This is a genomic window from Flavipsychrobacter stenotrophus, assembly GCF_002954265.1.
GTDB lineage: Bacteria > Bacteroidota > Bacteroidia > Chitinophagales > Chitinophagaceae > Flavipsychrobacter > Flavipsychrobacter stenotrophus.
This window is the reverse complement of record NZ_PPSL01000004.1, coordinates 380,240-395,785: the sequence shown is the minus strand read 5'-3', so window position 1 is coordinate 395,785 and position 15,546 is coordinate 380,240. Positions and strand designations below refer to the sequence as shown.

At 42.9% G+C, this 15,546-nt stretch carries 18 protein-coding genes; 6 read left to right on the top strand and 12 right to left on the bottom strand.

The genetic code is table 11. From position 1 onward, the window contains the following. Positions 1 to 8: 8 nt before the first annotated feature. A complete protein-coding gene (locus CJD36_RS23495) occupies positions 9 to 1,460 on the top strand; it encodes a coiled-coil domain-containing protein (RefSeq protein ID WP_205685624.1) in 1,452 nt (483 codons plus the stop codon). Between the two features lie 9 nt (positions 1,461 to 1,469). On the opposite strand, the gene CJD36_RS16110 is transcribed toward CJD36_RS23495, so the two are convergent. Then, positions 1,470 to 2,285 carry a DUF3658 domain-containing protein gene (locus CJD36_RS16110; RefSeq protein ID WP_105040224.1) on the bottom strand — a complete coding sequence of 272 codons (816 nt, stop codon included), beginning with the start codon at positions 2,283 to 2,285 and terminating at the stop codon, positions 1,470 to 1,472. A 195-nt stretch (positions 2,286 to 2,480) separates the two neighbouring features. Here CJD36_RS16110 and radC point away from each other — a divergent pair, with 195 nt between their 5' ends. Beyond that, positions 2,481 to 3,170: a RadC family protein gene (gene radC, locus CJD36_RS16105; protein WP_105040223.1), complete on the top strand. Its 690-nt coding sequence runs from the start codon at positions 2,481 to 2,483 to the stop codon at positions 3,168 to 3,170. 20 nt (positions 3,171 to 3,190) lie between these two features. Here radC and CJD36_RS16100 read toward each other — a convergent pair whose 3' ends face one another. Further along, the gene (locus CJD36_RS16100) at positions 3,191 to 4,543 is read right to left on the bottom strand and encodes a hypothetical protein (protein ID WP_105040222.1); all 1,353 of its coding nucleotides are present in this window, start codon (positions 4,541 to 4,543) and stop codon (positions 3,191 to 3,193) included. 274 nt (positions 4,544 to 4,817) lie between these two features. On the opposite strand from CJD36_RS16100, the gene CJD36_RS16095 reads away from it, so the two are divergent. Beyond that, a complete protein-coding gene (locus CJD36_RS16095) occupies positions 4,818 to 5,705 on the top strand; it encodes an exodeoxyribonuclease III (RefSeq protein WP_240609369.1) in 888 nt (295 codons plus the stop codon). A 647-nt stretch (positions 5,706 to 6,352) separates the two neighbouring features. Here CJD36_RS16095 and CJD36_RS16090 read toward each other — a convergent pair. Further along, complete coding sequence (locus CJD36_RS16090; RefSeq protein WP_161499339.1) at positions 6,353 to 6,649, bottom strand: YXWGXW repeat-containing protein; 297 nt, start codon at positions 6,647 to 6,649, stop codon at positions 6,353 to 6,355. A 62-nt stretch (positions 6,650 to 6,711) separates the two neighbouring features. Next, positions 6,712 to 7,116, bottom strand: coding sequence for a winged helix-turn-helix transcriptional regulator (locus tag CJD36_RS16085; protein WP_105040220.1), 405 nt, complete (start codon positions 7,114 to 7,116; stop codon positions 6,712 to 6,714). A gap of 103 nt (positions 7,117 to 7,219) precedes the next feature. Here CJD36_RS16085 and CJD36_RS16080 point away from each other — a divergent pair, with 103 nt between their 5' ends. Beyond that, the gene (locus CJD36_RS16080; RefSeq protein ID WP_105040219.1) at positions 7,220 to 7,630 is read left to right on the top strand and encodes a DoxX family protein; all 411 of its coding nucleotides are present in this window, start codon (positions 7,220 to 7,222) and stop codon (positions 7,628 to 7,630) included. Between the two features lie 33 nt (positions 7,631 to 7,663). Here the strand turns inward: CJD36_RS16080 and CJD36_RS16075 are convergent, their stop codons facing one another. From CJD36_RS16075 to rplS, 7 genes are all read right to left on the bottom strand, one after another. Continuing rightward, complete coding sequence (locus tag CJD36_RS16075; RefSeq protein WP_105040331.1) at positions 7,664 to 7,957, bottom strand: TIGR03643 family protein; 294 nt, start codon at positions 7,955 to 7,957, stop codon at positions 7,664 to 7,666. A gap of 178 nt (positions 7,958 to 8,135) precedes the next feature. Then, a complete protein-coding gene (locus tag CJD36_RS23995; protein ID WP_105040218.1) occupies positions 8,136 to 8,285 on the bottom strand; it encodes a DUF2256 domain-containing protein in 150 nt (49 codons plus the stop codon). A 151-nt stretch (positions 8,286 to 8,436) separates the two neighbouring features. After that, positions 8,437 to 8,913 carry a TspO/MBR family protein gene (locus CJD36_RS16065; RefSeq protein WP_105040217.1) on the bottom strand — a complete coding sequence of 159 codons (477 nt, stop codon included), beginning with the start codon at positions 8,911 to 8,913 and terminating at the stop codon, positions 8,437 to 8,439. Continuing rightward, positions 8,910 to 10,346, bottom strand: a complete 1,437-nt coding sequence (locus CJD36_RS16060; protein ID WP_205685623.1) for an FAD-binding domain-containing protein — start codon at positions 10,344 to 10,346, stop codon at positions 8,910 to 8,912. The genes CJD36_RS16065 and CJD36_RS16060 overlap by 4 nt, the downstream gene beginning before the upstream one ends. Then, entirely contained in the window at positions 10,343 to 10,978 is a 636-nt protein-coding gene (locus tag CJD36_RS16055) for a flavin reductase family protein (protein ID WP_105040215.1), read from the bottom strand. The genes CJD36_RS16060 and CJD36_RS16055 overlap by 4 nt, the downstream gene beginning before the upstream one ends. 7 nt (positions 10,979 to 10,985) lie before the next feature. Next, positions 10,986 to 11,672 carry an SDR family NAD(P)-dependent oxidoreductase gene (locus CJD36_RS16050; protein ID WP_105040214.1) on the bottom strand — a complete coding sequence of 229 codons (687 nt, stop codon included), beginning with the start codon at positions 11,670 to 11,672 and terminating at the stop codon, positions 10,986 to 10,988. A 144-nt stretch (positions 11,673 to 11,816) separates the two neighbouring features. After that, positions 11,817 to 12,203 (bottom strand): 50S ribosomal protein L19, encoded by a 387-nt coding sequence (rplS, locus tag CJD36_RS16045; RefSeq protein ID WP_105040213.1) that lies wholly within the window; start codon positions 12,201 to 12,203, stop codon positions 11,817 to 11,819. Positions 12,204 to 12,704: 501 nt separating this feature from the next. Here rplS and CJD36_RS16040 point away from each other — a divergent pair. Beyond that, positions 12,705 to 13,586, top strand: coding sequence for a hypothetical protein (locus CJD36_RS16040; protein ID WP_105040212.1), 882 nt, complete (start codon positions 12,705 to 12,707; stop codon positions 13,584 to 13,586). Positions 13,587 to 13,700: 114 nt separating this feature from the next. Then, on the top strand, positions 13,701 to 14,468 hold the full coding sequence (locus CJD36_RS16035; RefSeq protein ID WP_105040211.1) for a Bax inhibitor-1/YccA family protein: 768 nt from the start codon (positions 13,701 to 13,703) through the stop codon (positions 14,466 to 14,468). A 47-nt stretch (positions 14,469 to 14,515) separates the two neighbouring features. Here the strand turns inward: CJD36_RS16035 and CJD36_RS16030 are convergent, their stop codons facing one another. Next, positions 14,516 to 15,487 (bottom strand): PAS domain-containing protein, encoded by a 972-nt coding sequence (locus CJD36_RS16030; RefSeq protein WP_105040210.1) that lies wholly within the window; start codon positions 15,485 to 15,487, stop codon positions 14,516 to 14,518. Positions 15,488 to 15,546: the final 59 nt, after the last annotated feature.

The following is a 15,546-nucleotide window of genomic DNA, read 5'->3' as shown; positions in this document are numbered from 1 at the left end:
ATATTCTTATGAACAACCACAAAAAGTCAGCTGAACTAATTGCTACCAACCAGGATCTCATTCTACAGATCTCTGAAAAAGAACAGAAGGCGTATAACTTAATGTTGGCGAATAAAGACTTAACACATGAAAATGCAGAACGGGAAATAAGATCCGCCGCATTGACACGCGCCAATGAAGACCTTCAGTTTAATAATGATGAGAAAGAAAGACGGGCTGCTGAGATGGTCATTGCCAACATAGAACTGGCTTTTCAGAATACAGAGAAAGAAAATAGGGCTGCCGAATTGATCATAGCCAATAAAGAACTGGCATTCCAAAATACAGAGAAAGAAAACAGGGCAGCTGAGTTGATCATTGCCAATAAAGAACTGGCTTTCCAGAATATTGAAAAGGAAAACAGGGCAGCTGAGTTAATCATTGCCAACAAAGAATTAGCCTTCCTGAATGTAGAAAAAGAGTGCAGAGCAGCTGAGCTGATACTGGCTAATAAGGCCTTAGTGTTTCATAATATTGAAAAGGAAAAAAGAGCATCTGAACTGGTAATTGCAAATATAGAATTGGCTTTCCAGAACACAGAAAAAGAAAAGAGAGCTGCGGAATTAGGCATTGCGAACAAGGAACTAGCCTTTCAAAACAAGGAAAAAGAGAAGACGGCTTCAGCACTTGCATCTGCCAATAAAGAGCTGGCTTTTCAAAATAAAGAAAAGGAAAGCAGAGCCGCGGAACTGATATTTGCCAATAAAGAACTGGTGGTACAAAATGAAGAAAAAGAGAATCGCGCTGCAGAATTGATATTAGCGAATAAGGAATTGGCCTTCCAAAACTCAGAAAAAGAAAAGCGTGCAGCCGAGTTGATCATTGCCAATAAAGAACTATCGTACCAGAATACAGAAAAAGAAATGCGTGCAGCAGAGCTGATACTGGCCAACAGAGAATTAGCATTTCAAAATAATGAAAAAGAAAAACGTGCCGCAGAATTGATCATTGCCAATAAAGAGCTTGCCTACCAGAGTACAGAAAAAGGAAAACGCGCAGCGGAGCTGATCATAGCCAACAAAGAACTGGAGTTTCAGAATTACGAGAAAGAAGACAGGGCAGCTGAATTAATAATTGCCAATCAGGAGCTGGCATACCAGTTTGAAGAAAAGGAAAAAAGAGCCTCTGAATTAGATAGCGCTTATAAAGAGCTGAAAAGAGCCGAAGGTCAACTGAAAGAGCATATTGTGGGCCTTGAGGAAATGATGTTCATCACTTCTCATAAAGTGAGGATACCGGTGGCTAACATACTGGGTATATCGAATATAATAGACGACTTTATGGACTCGCCAGTACAATTGAAAACACTGCTTGCCCACATCAAAACATCGGCCGAAACACTTGATGCATTTACAACGGAACTAGCTCAATTCATGAGTAGTCTGGAGCAAAAAAGTAAGGAGATCAATCTGCAGGTCTGAGCCCACTTTCTACAACAACAATGTACCGTCATTCTGCTTTACTTCAAAATCCTTAAGCCCTTTATTAACCTCACCCTGCATGTGTACCAGCCCAGCCTCGCCCATCTTACGCAGGCGCCAGCCCAGGTAAAGATCGCCGGTAGGTACGCTTACCTTAGCTAAAAGATTGTTGATCACCTTAGATGCCTTTTGAAACTGAGGGGTCACGTAGGCCATCAATTGATTATCATAATAAGTTTCTGCTCTGGATGTCAATCTCTTACTACCTTCCAGGGTGCGGATCCCGGCATTTTCTTTGACAAGCTTATCCCATTCTTCCGTATCAATTTCTACTTCCGCCGGGGTAACCAACCGGGCCAGTTTCCGGGCCTTTACCAGTTCTTTAGGCAGTATTTCACTTATATTCTTAGGGAAGATCAGTTTACCATTTTCATCCAAAAAAGGCAGTCCGGCTATATTTACTACATATAGCCTACCCTTCCATTTACCCACATACTTCATAGCCCAATGGTAAGTGCACACATCGGCCGGAGATGGTGCATTCCATATCCATATCTGCGCAGTAGGATCTTTATATAGTTCATTACCCACCAGAATCAATCGCTCCAGGTCATCAGCTTCAATAGGGTTCTTCTCACTCAGTACCACATCCTGCCAAAATGCAGAACGAAGCTCAGAGAACTTCTGACCTTCTTCCTTCTGTATAGGCCCAACACTCAGCACATCTTTGATAACGATGACTGTTCCCGCCATTGAGGGCTCCATTTCTATTGCCTGCGCCAGAGGTGCAGCAGCCATGTCGCCGGTAACTATATGATAGATCATTTAATTAAGTTAAAAGTCAAAAGTTAAAACCAAAAAGTGTGTTGTTAATGAGTGGGGACTTTTCGGGCAAATGTAATGAAAAGTGAGGCAGTAGATGGTTTGCAGTATTCACCGGGTGTGCATAAAAATAGTGGTGGTGCCAACAGGTGTTTTTATGCCTGTTTTATGCTATTTTTATCGTTCTAATTGATCGCCATGAACGAATTTGTGAGTATAAAAAACTGGCTGGAGGACGATAAGCCGCGCGAGAAGATGATGCAGCGCGGATCTTCCGCGTTGACGGATGCTGAATTACTCACTATACTCATATCAAGTGGTACCAAAGACCGCTCTGCACTCGACCTGGCGAAAGACATACTGGCACTGGCACACAATAACCTAAGGGAACTGGGCCGGCTAAGCCTGAAAGAACTACAACAAATAAAGGGCATTGGCGAAGCAAGAGCTATAACCATATCGGCAGCCATGGAACTGGGCAGGCGCAGACAATTGGCCGAGGGCTTGGAAAGAGTCACCATTCGCAGCAGCAGAGATGCTGTAGAAATAGTTATGCCGCAATTGCAAGACCTCACCCATGAGTGTTTTTGTGCGGTGTACCTGAATCAAGCAGGCAAGGTGATTAAGAGCGAAATGGTCAGCAGCGGCGGATTGACCGCCACAGTAGCGGACATCCGCATCATTCTGAAAAATGCACTGCTGTGCAATGCGGCCCAGCTGATAATGGCACATAATCACCCGTCGGGGAATAAAAACCCAAGTGAAGCCGATAAGGTACTGACAAGGAAAATGAAGGAATCAGCCACGCTGATGGATATCAAATTGCTCGATCATATCATTATAGCCGGCAATGATTACCTGAGTATGGGGGATGAGGGATTAATCTAATGGCTCAATTCCTTAATGGCTTAATGGCTCAATGATGGTTGCTTGCGCATTTCACTCTTTAAATTCATTACCCACACCAATGCACAAAACGGTAGCATCCAGATCATTTTAGCACCATAGCGGCCTACTACCACAGATAGTGTGGCAAAGTCGGCACAGTTGAGTATAACGACTGTAATGCCCACCACAACAAGCGTACGTAGTACAGTGCCGGTATTCTTCCATCTGGAAATAATAAGGAGGAGCAGCAAAGCCACACTTAGCGCAATGATGGTAGTATAGATCATATTGATCAGGTGCAGCTTTGCCGGTAGGTCTTCTATATTTTGGGTGGCACTGTTGAATCGTTCTACCTCATGTGGCAGATATGCCACTACCTGATTATTTACATTACTGCCTGTAGGGAATTGAAACGTGCCTGTACCTATATTGAAGGACAAAGCCTGTTGCCGAAACTGTTTTACAGAGGCACCTAAAAACAGACCAAGATATTTGGGAGTAGTCAGTATGTCTTTATCAATTGCACTAAATTCCTGCTTTGTTCCGTGCCAGTCTCCTATCTTATAGAGCGGGCTGCTGCTGAGCCATACAAACTCATCCGATGTTTTAGGTAATTGGTCTTTATAAGCACAAAGTTTGTAGTCTTTTGTACCGCAATTATCATTCAGGTACACTTGTAGCACACCCTTTTCCAGAAGCGTACCGGTAAGAAATACATGCTTGGATTTAGACAAAGCCGAGCCCATAACCGCAATGGCCGATATAGATAATAGCGCAATTACAATGAGATTTGTTCTCAGCTTTTTATATGCTGTCGGCAATGCATAGATCTTCTTCAGCAGGAACAGGCATACAATTACTCCAACAAATAGTATAGGGTGCGACATATGCACTGCAATAGCCACAAAGAACAACAGCCAGGTACATACCCTACCCAACTTGCTTACAGGCGGCAGTAGTAACAGCACAATACACATGCAGGCTACAGACGTAAATATATCTGGATGGATCATGCCCACCAGCCATGGCAATGATGTATAAAGCGACAAAAACAGCACCGTAATAAAACCATACTTCGCATAGGCAACGGGCTTTACCGCTCTTACGATGCTAAAGATGAGTGCCGATACAATAAGCGCCTGAGCAACCACCACACCCCACAACGACAAGCCATTGAGACTGAAAAGCCTTACCAATAATCCATAAGTAATGGGCCTGTCCATAGGTGTTTCCAGCTTAAAGCCTGATGCTATGTAGGTGCCTGCATCAGGATCTACCAATGGATAGTGATTATATAACGCAGGAATTAAAAGCAACAGGCTGCCAGCCACAAGGGCTACTAGATAGTTAATGGTTGACCTGTTGTTTTTCATGTGGCAAATATAGTTGTCTGAACTGTGATTCGCTTGACTAAGTGATGACTATGAAAACGTGTATCTCAAAAAGGACCGGCCCGATGGCTGTTGGTCAGAAGACGCAACAGCGGCAGATGTAAAGGTTAATGTAGATACAAAACGAGTAAGTCATGATGTTCGGATCAGAGACCCGTTAAATCATGTCGTCACGAGAGCGCTACGCTAACTCTCGCGACAGGAGGCACCGACAGCAGACGTGCATGTGGATGCAAAACGTGTACGTCCCGTGCGAATGTCGCGGTTCGAGGGCCTCACCGTGACATTCGGAGTTACCTACATCAGATACATACGCTCAGCAGTCTTTAGTGTGGTTTTATTTACCAACCTTACTTATCTTGCGGGTATAAAACAGCAGACGAATATGCGTATCATCACCTATAATGTAAATGGCATCCGCAGCGCGGCAAAGAAGGGTTTTATAGACTGGCTGAATACCGACCCTGCCGACGTAATTTGCCTGCAGGAAATTAAAGCTAATCAGGAAGATATACCCGTTAAGGAGATTGAAAGCACCGGGTACAAAGTGTATTCATTTTCGGCACAAAAAAAGGGTTATAGCGGTGTGGCAATACTCACGAAGATACAGCCTGATAATGTGATGATAGGTTGCCAGATAGAGCAGAGTGACTTTGAAGGCCGTGTGATCCGTGCAGATTTTGGAGACAAGACGGTTATCAACGCGTACTTCCCAAGCGGCACAACGGGCGGTGAGCGCCAGACGTATAAGTATCAGTGGTTGGATGAGTTTCTTGAGTTCCTGAACAACCTGAGAAAAGAACGACCTAACCTTATAATCTGCGGCGATTATAACATTGCCCATCTGGATATGGATGTACATAATCCTAAGACCAATAAGAACTCAGGATTCTTTCCAGAAGAAAGACAGTGGATGACCAAGCTATTTGCCAATGGCTATGTAGATGGCTTCAGGCACATCAACAAAGATCCACACCAATATAGCTGGTGGAGTGCATTTGGCGGCGCGCGGGCTAGTAATAAGGGCTGGCGTATAGATTACATCAACGTAACAGAACCATTGAAAGGCAACCTGAAACATGCCGAAATAAGGCCCGATGTGGTGCATTCAGATCATTGCCCGGTATATGTAGAGGTGGATTAATAATGCCATTTAGTTAAGATATATTCGCTTATACATACATACGATACCTTCAGCATCGGCACCATATTCAATATGGCTTTGCTATAGACATATGATACCTTCGGCATCATTACATGTAGTTACAGGCTTCACTTAATGGCATTGTCATAAGGGGTGCCATGTAAAAGATGTATCAATAAAGACTACAAGGCTTTTGCACCCAACGTCTAATGTCATTAACTTAAGGATTTTTATTTTTTGCTTATACAATTATGCCGCCCCTACAGGGCTTGTGTCTTGTTTTTTTCAGTACGAAGGGTTAAAACGCACAAGTGTTCGAAACTTCATTATCTGTAACAAACTCCCCATATAATGTAACTTCTTTCGCCCCTTCAGGGCTAGGATCACCTCCTTTTTTAATACCCGGGACTACACCCCGGGCTATTATATTTCGGTCTTTCAGACCTGTTTTATAGCGTTTCGAACACTTGAGGGTTAAAACCCCTCGCTATTTATGTCGCTCTTTCAGAGCTTGCTCCTTTGCTTAAGTCAATAGCAATGACATTAGATGGCACTATTTCCAGTGCCTATTGGTACAATAAAGACCTAAGCGTAAAATGGGGTGCACGATTTATAGTACACCCCATTTCTTTTATTTAATTAAATTACTACCTCCAATGGCCGGCTATCCAGATATCACCTCTGCGAGTCTGGCGCCAGTGACCGGGAACCCATACCGCTCGTTCGCGTGGAGGTGCCATCCAACGGCCACCTACAAACACGTATTTTCCTCCACGTGATTCCCATTCTTCGTCTACCCATATGTGGCGCGGACTAGGCGCTACCACTCTTTCGTAGTGCGGGCGTGCCGGCCTTACTTTAATATAGATCTGTGCGTTACTGCTATAAATATTGCAACCCAATGCAATGGCAAGTATCAGTAAACTTTTTCTAAACCCTTTCATGATCATATAATTTAGTTACTATAAAGACTAAATTATCGTGCCCGGGTTTACTGTACTGATTGTCAATCTTTACTCATAATCCGTTTGCGGTGCTGTGTACCCCATTTCGACATTTCGAAGATTATGGGTTGTAAGGTTTTCCCGTATTCTGTGATCTCGTATTCTACCGTAACCGGCTTGGTGTTATACACGGTACGGGTAACCAAGCCATTTATCTCCAGCTCTCTCAGCTCTTTAGACAGCATCTTGGCGCCAATCCCCTCCACGTCCCGCTGCAACTCCATAAAGCGCTTCTTACCAAAACTAAGCGAACCAATTATGGTCACCTTCCACTTACCACTGATGATATCCAACGTATCGTGGATGGACCGTAAATAGTTGGTACATGTTGGTGAGTTCTTATCATGCCCACCTTCTGCCACCACAATTTCAGCGCTCTGTTCTTCTATAATTGCCTCCCTATACATAAACTCAGTTGTTAACTATACAAAAGGATACTACTATACAATAGTAAACCACTATCTAAAGTATAGCAAATGTACCGAAGTTTGCACAAACAAAAATAAACAGATGAAAAAAGTAACAATTACGTATTGGGTAGCAACGGGGTTGATATCTATGATGATGCTGATGTCTTCATTAATGTCATTTGGAGCACAGGAAGTAAAAGATGGTTTTCAACACCTAGGTTTTCCGGGATATTTCAGGGTAGAACTTGGTATTGCTAAGTTTTTAGGCGTTATGGCATTACTCCTGCCAATGGTGCCGGGAAGGATAAAGGAGTGGGCTTACTTTGGTTTTTTTGTGACATTTGTATCTGCGTCGTTAGCGCATTTTATAAGTGGCGATCCGGTGAGCAAAGTAGTAACCCCCATTGTATTAATTGTAGTGTTACTGATATCCTATTTCAGCTATCAGAAAAAGTATAATGGTACTCAGATAGCCTTGCAATATCTTAATGTAAAAACATACATGGCCTGACAGTACTCTGTTAGGCCATTTTTATTCAACATACTAACGTTTAGCGATCTTATTGCCGCTGATCTTTTGTCTGCTACATTTAAAGCGGAGTACATCCGTATCGCGCAGATGCTGATGTTTGGTGGTGCGGGCAGTCATCCGTTTGCGCCACATGCGGAAACTGGATGCTTTGGAATTGGCCCGCATGAACTCAATGACCTCTTTTTCTGATAGCCCGAATTGAAACTCAATGGCCTCAAAAGGCGTTCTGTCTTCCCAGGCCATTTCTATGATGCGGTCTTTGTCAATTATAGAAAACTCAGCAATATTGTCTTTCATTGTAAGCATGTTTAAATACCAATTATACTTTAGAAACGTCATTGATTCAATTGGGCGCGAACCTACGGCTCGCGGGTTATGGAGGGTTTCTGTAATACTACAAACCTTTTGCACCTACGGCGCAGGGACATGTTTTGAATGCCGCATTTTGATATCTAACTGGCATAAACCTACTAGATATCAATCTCTAGTTACTTTTGGGCTTTGCGGACCTGCACCTGTCACTGCAATACTTAACATCGGCCCACACTTTTTCCCATTTTTTACGCCAGGTAAACGGCCTGCCGCAGGTTGTACAGATCTTAGTTGGCAGATCAGCTTTCTTTACTGTCTTCATCTTATACCTTTTCGACTTTAAAATACACCAAACGCTGTAACCACCTCCCCCTGAGTTTCGGCTGGAAAAGGCCGAAACTCAGGGTACTCCTCCTTTAAAAGGAGGAGAGTGGTTGTTGTAGCCAAAAGTGTGAAATAAATGTCCATTTGTATTAGTTCAATCTCCAGATTGCAAAATTGAGTATAGATGCAAACGACACCCAGGAAATGTAGGGAATCTGCATGATAGCTGCCACCTTATTAATGCGGGAGAACACAACGATCATTGTAAATATGCTCACCCACATGGCAATTATCTCTACTAATGCCCAACCTAACTGATGGTACTTAAAGAAGATGAAACTCCATGCAAAGTTGAGTGCCAGTTGTACACCAAAGACAATAACTGCAGTTGCACGTTTAGGGGCGGTTGTTAGTGTTGTCAGTATCATGTAGTAAGAGATGCCCATTAAGAGGTAAAGTACTGTCCATACAGGCCCGAAAAGGTAATTGGGCGGGTTGAACCAGGGCTTATTGATGTATACATACCAGTTGGTAATGTTCTGTGCAGTGGCAATACCGGCTACGGCACCCACAGCTAAAGTGGCTGCTACGCAGGCAATAAAAGTGATCACTTTCGTTATGTTCATACCTTGTTTTTTAGTGATGTTTTGGCTACTTTCCTGTTGTTATAGACGATATCACTTGCATGTTTTCGGCTATCATTGAGTGGCACTAAGGGAGCCTGGTAGTCAACTCCGATCTCACAATGATACAACTGTTGCTCAATAGGTGTAAGTAGCCACGGTTCATGAATGAGGTCAGCGGGTACATCTTTCAATTCAGGCAGCCAGTTCTTAATAAAGATACCTTCCGCATCATGCTCACGTGAGTTTTTCACGGGGTTATACATCCTTATGGTATTATGAATAGTAGTGCCTGCCTGCATTTGCAGCTGCGGATAATGAATACCGGGCTCATAATCGAGAAACTGTCTGGCCAGAAAATGAGCAGCATCGCGCCAATCCTGCCACAGGTTAAAGACAAAAAAGGAAACGACCATAGCCCTCATTCTAAAGTTAATGAACCCGGTAGCCACAACACACCTCATGCAAGCGTCAACAATGGGGTAACCTGTACACCCGGTCTCCCATGCCGCAATGTAGTCCTCGTTCTTTGCTTTAGTTATGGCGGCTGATGACGCGTTTATATTTTTGAATTCTATGCTGCAGTTACTTTCGAACTTTTGTATAAAATGACAGTGCCAGTAAAGGCGGGATTCAAAATTACTTAATGCTCTTTTGTGCTTGCTGGCATCGTGATGCTGCATGGTATATTGGTATACCATTCGCATAGAAATGTTGCCCCAGGCGAGGTAAGGAGATAGTCTGCTGCAAGAGCGGCGGCTGAGCTGGGGCTTGGAAATATGGCGGCTGTAGTTCTCGGCCCTATCTTTTACAAACGTATCAAGGTACTTCCAGGCCCATGATTCTCCACCCGGCTGGAAATTTTTATCAGGAGTAGTAATTGTTTCAGGTAGTGCATCGCCCGCCATTACCTCATAATCGACAATATTCATTACCGCGAATTTGAGCAGAGATTCATCAACGATACTGGGTTGAGATGTCATCTTATCAGCCCATTTCTTTGCCCAGGTTGCCCTGTTGGGCAATCGTCTTATTACTCCTGATGTCTGGTATTCATGCCAGAGGATGTTATGCTCTTTAAGGAATAATGCAACATGCTTATCACGTTTGAAAGAGAGTGCATTGCCGGTTTCAACTGAAGAGTAGACACCATTTATGTGAAAAAGCCCCGACAACTCTTCAAAAATATTCACTGCCTCGTTGTGAAAAATATATAGCCTGCCATTAACACCATCCAGTCGTTCCTGCATTTCCTGCAGCGACTGCCAGACAAATCGCATATGCCGCACATCACAATCGGGGTAGGCCATTAATGATGGTTCAAAACAATAGATCAACAAAATAGGAATGCCCGTTTTAGCCGCGTTAAATAACGGTTCATGATCTGTAAATCTCAGATCGCGCTTATACCATACTATGTTGACCGCTTGCTTCAAGATACTTCTGTTATAGCTATTCCGGGTTTTGCATAGCTGAGCCGGGATAATCTTTGAGTAGTATGATAGCTATCTAAGCCGGACACAGTAATAGTACCTGCCCGCTCAATATCAATAAACCCGTCGGCACCAATACATTCATCGGGTAGGATAACCTTGACAATCTTACCTATTACCAAAATAGTACCGTTTATCTGCAGCTCATGCTTTTCTGCAAACTCCAATGCAAATTGCACATGACTTTTTTTTACAAACGGGGCCATTACCCCTTGCTCATATTGCAGGGTAAGCCCTGTTGCATCAAACTCAGATACCTCACGGTCATACCTTGCAGAGGTTTGGTGCGCCTGCTTATATATGCCTTCGTTTATATGATTAATTGTGTAAGAGCCGGTCTCCAGTATATTTTCATACGTGTGCCTTGCCACAGAATCGGGCCGGATGATCAATCCGCACAAGGCGGGATTGGCGCCTAAATGGAACAATGAATTAAAAATAGCCAGGTTGGTGTTGCCCTCTTTACTTACAGTACCGACCAGCACCCCACTTTTAAACCCACCTAATGAATTGATGAAAGCAGCCCTGTAGCGCTGCTCCATTGCCAGTATATCTGTTGTATTGAATTGCCCCATAGCCTATCTATAATCTTACGGCAGACATACCGCCATCTATGTGAATGATCTGACCGGTGATAAATGAGGCTTCGGCAGATAACAGGAATGCTGCCATAGCTGCTACTTGCTCAGGATCTCCGATCTTCTTCAGGGGATGGCGAAGTGCAGCAACATCCAGCTTTGCCTGTGTGTTGATGAGCTTATCTGCCAGTGGTGTATTGGTAAGTGAAGGTGCTATGCAGTTCACCCGCACCTTTGGCGCAAACTCAGCTGCCAGCGACCTTGTAAGACCCTCGATAGCCCCCTTAGAAACGGCTATTGATGCATGAAAAGGCATACCCGTTTGTACAGCCACTGTGCTGAACATGAGTATAGACGCATTTTCTGATGCCGAAAGATTGGAATAGTATTTTTGAATGCAATTGATAGCGCCCATAACATTGAGCTGTAGCTCCTGTAAAAAATCGGCAGGTTTTAGCGCCCTAAATGGCCGGAGGTTGATGGATCCTGGGCAATACACTATACTATCTATGGCTGTTTGTAGATCGGGAAGGGCATCTGTTGATACAGCATCGTAGAAATGATGCTCTATATTGTCGATTGCGGGAACTGTGCGGGATAGCGCAATTACTTTCTCTCCCTTTGCAATCAGTTGTTTGGCGAGTGCAAGACCTATACCCGAACTGGCACCTATGATGAGGTTAGTTTTCATATCACCCTCTTTAATTGGGCATATGAAGTTAGGTTATTTTTGTTTAAATAATTATTTTTTTATTTAAACAAAATTATCTCATGTACTAAAAACAGAAAAGGGTACGTTGTATAACGTACCCTTTCCCGGAATATTATTAAGAGATTACTTAGCTGCTTTCTTATCTTTCTTACCTGCACCAACCAGCATCTTCTTTTCCTTGATACGAGCAGATTTACCTGAACGCTCACGAAGATAGAACAACTTAGCACGACGAACACGACCAGACTTGTTAAGTATGATAGAATCGATATTTGGGGAGAAGATCGGGAATAAACGCTCAACGCCTACACCGTCAGAAATTTTACGAACAGTGAAAGTAGCAGTTGCTCCGGTTCCCTGACGCTTAAGAACATCGCCTTTGAAAGACTGGATACGTTCTTTGTTTCCTTCTATAATTTTATAGTTAACCGTGATGTTATCACCTGCTTTGAATTTAGGGAATTCCTTCTTGCCGGTTAGTTGCTCGTGTATAAAAGCTACTGCTTCCATTTGTTAATTTATTTTGGGACTGCAAAGGTAATAATAAATTCATTTCAGAAATCATTTTTCAGAAAAAATAATTCAGGAAATAAATATTATTGATCTGCGGCCAGATTTATAATAAGAGTTGGACTGCAAATGTACGAAATAAATTGCTCAATGGCTTAATTGCTCAATGGCTCAATAAAGTTTGATGTAATTGTCTAGATCTGGACGGTCAGAATACAAGAATGTTCAGAATAAAGTGAGGAAACGGGGCGATAGGTGTTGGACGGGGACACTACAGCGGAAGTTGGTTTGTGGATGCTTACAAAAGTACTTCCCGATGCTCGGAAACTATGTCGTCACGAGAGTTCCGAAATAATCGGAACTAACTCTAGCGACAGGAGCGACACAACAGCGGCAGAGGTATTTGGGGGCGTGCAAATACGATATTCAGCAATCTTTTCGAAGAATTACCAACATGACCTGCACTTCCATATATTTGTTTGGGTAAAACAGGATGTACGAATGAAAAAATGCTGGATAGGATTTTTTATCATGATGCTGGGCGCAGGTATGGGGCATGCGCAGAACAGCGGATTGTACCACCTGCACAAGGAGTTTGAGAATGAAGACCCGATGGATGATGTTACTCACCTGGACCTGGGAGTGAACTCTGTTACTAACAATGTATACCTGGGCCGTAAAGATGGCAGCAGAGTGCCCTACCTCACTGCTTACATTTCCTATTATAATCGCAGGGGATTTTATTTCGATATTGCCGAATCTTATGCGTTCACCAAAAAGACAGGCCATTTTGACCTAACCACGCTGAGTGGAGGCTACGACCATACTTATGGTACTAACATATTGGCCGGCGTACATGCCGAGAAATACATTTATTACAAAAACAGCCCCGCAGTGCGCTCAGCCATTACAGAAAATGCAGGTATTTACTGCCAATACAGAAATGACCTGATAGAGCCCACTCTTGCATTTGATATCAACAACGGAGCCACACAGGACATTGTGATCAAGGCTACGCTGGACCACCATTTTCAACTGGCTGATAAGAAACTCAACATTTATCCGGCATTTAGCTTCTACATGGGTACACTCCACTATTACGACCAGTACTTCATCAACAGGACGCTCAGAAACGATAATATAGTTATCAACAGTGCTATTGAAACACCGGGAAAGATAAAGCCGGTGGCGCTGGAATTGAGTGCAAAAACAATCCTGTATGCCGGCAAGTGGATGTTTACTGTTATACCAACTTATGCTCTACCGCTTGGCGCAAGCAAGGTAACACTACCCTCAGGGGGCTATACAGAGAAACTTAAAAACACATTTTTTATAGAGCTGGATGCCTGTTTCAGACGGCCAAGGTCGCAATTCATAAAGTAATGGCACTCTTCCTTAACTTTTGGTATAATTCTAAGTTAAAAGCAGTAGTAACAACACTTCAGTAGTTCTTTATCAATCACAGTTTGTTTAATTTTACAGGAGATTAATAACATCATGAACAATAATAATTCTCATCCGTTTTCAAATTACACAGTATTAGAGAGCAGACAGATACCTGCAGGTGCGATCTCTAAGAAATTTATGTCCGGGGTGTTTTTATGGATGTTTATTGCGCTTGGTGTGTCAGCTATAGTTTCGTTACTTTTCGCTTCAAATCTTGAATTACAAAGCAGTCTTTATAAAGTAGTACTTAACAAACCTAGCTTTACTAGCCTAGGCATGTTTATTGTATTTGCCCCGATACTGTTTGTAATAATAATGTCTGTAGGATTCAGAAAATTGTCTTCTCCCGTGTTAACCTTGTTGCTGGTGTTGTTTGCTGCGGTTATGGGCATGAGTTTGAGTACCATCTTCATTACCTATACTGCTGGCTCGTTGCTAACTTGTTTCGCATCAGCGTCAATAATGTTTGGGGTAATGGCAGTCATGGGCTACACTACAGATAAAGACCTGACCACATTCGGGTCATTTCTTACCATGGGGTTGGTGGGCATCATTATTGCCAGCATGGTTAATATGTTTCTGCACAGCACCCTACTTGGTTATATATCCAGTTTTGTTGGTGTTGCCGTCTTCCTGGGTCTTACTGCATATGATGTACAGAAACTGAAACGAATAGGCGCAGGCATCGAATTTCAGGAAATATCTGCCAATGACACCCAAAAATTAATCGTAATGGGCGCACTAAGCCTCTATCTTGATTTTATCAATCTTTTCCTGCTGCTACTTCAATTATTCGGCAACAAGCGAAACAACGACTAAAATTCTCAAGCCAAAAAGCCTCCATAACAACAGAGGCTTTCTTGTTGCTACAACTTCCTGGTGTGCTTATTGAGTTTATTGATATTACGGATCACATCGCGAACGATCACATCGAGCGAGTCGGTTACTGATGCAATACCCTGCAGCACCTCCATATTTTCAGGATTAGCGGGATCGTCATAGTCAAACACTTTGACCAGGCCCATTATAGTGGTTACGGGGCCGCGCACTTTGTGCGACTGTATGTTGGCAATCTCCATCAGCAACTGTGTCTGCGCATCAATGCGGGTAAGGCTTTTGCGCTGATCGGTAATGTCTGACGCGTGGCAACTGATGCCTGTAAGTTTATTGTCTTTATCAAAAACCGGGTTGAAGCTGATTGTAGAGAATTTCATCTCGCCATTCACCATCAGGTCTTCTACGGTATTAAACGTCTTACCATTTAGTGCCAACTCATAGCACATCTTGAATTTATTCAGATAGTCTGGCCCCAGCTTAATATCCAGAACATTATCCCCTTTCGCCAATGGCGTACCAATAAAGTAGGCTATCCATCTTTTAAATGCCTCATTACATAGCAGAATATTGCATTCCCTGTCTACCAACCAAACAGGCTGATCGATGATATCCATTAGGATACGTAGGTTCTGCTCATCAATAAGCACATTGTTGGTATCAGCCTTATTGCAGGTAATATCATGAAAACAGATAACAACATTATCGGCAGAGCAATAGATATTCAATGAATACCATGTTTTTGTTTGCGTAAGGTAAACCTCCATTTCCTGGCGCTCACCTGTTTCGGCACTATCTTTTATTTGCCCGATTATGTCAAGTCCATCTATAGACTGCCCTATTTTTCTAAAATTGCCGTCATTAGCCTTTACACTGTATGATCCGACAATATTTTCAAAAGCTTTATTGCACCATTTTATATTCCATTCTTTATCCAGGATGAGAAAGCCGTCAACAATGTTGTCCAGAATAGTTTGAATATCAGCGGCAGCGGAATGGTTCATTAAGAAAAATGGTCTATTTCAAAAATACAGGTAAAATGGGTAATATCAAAACTATACCA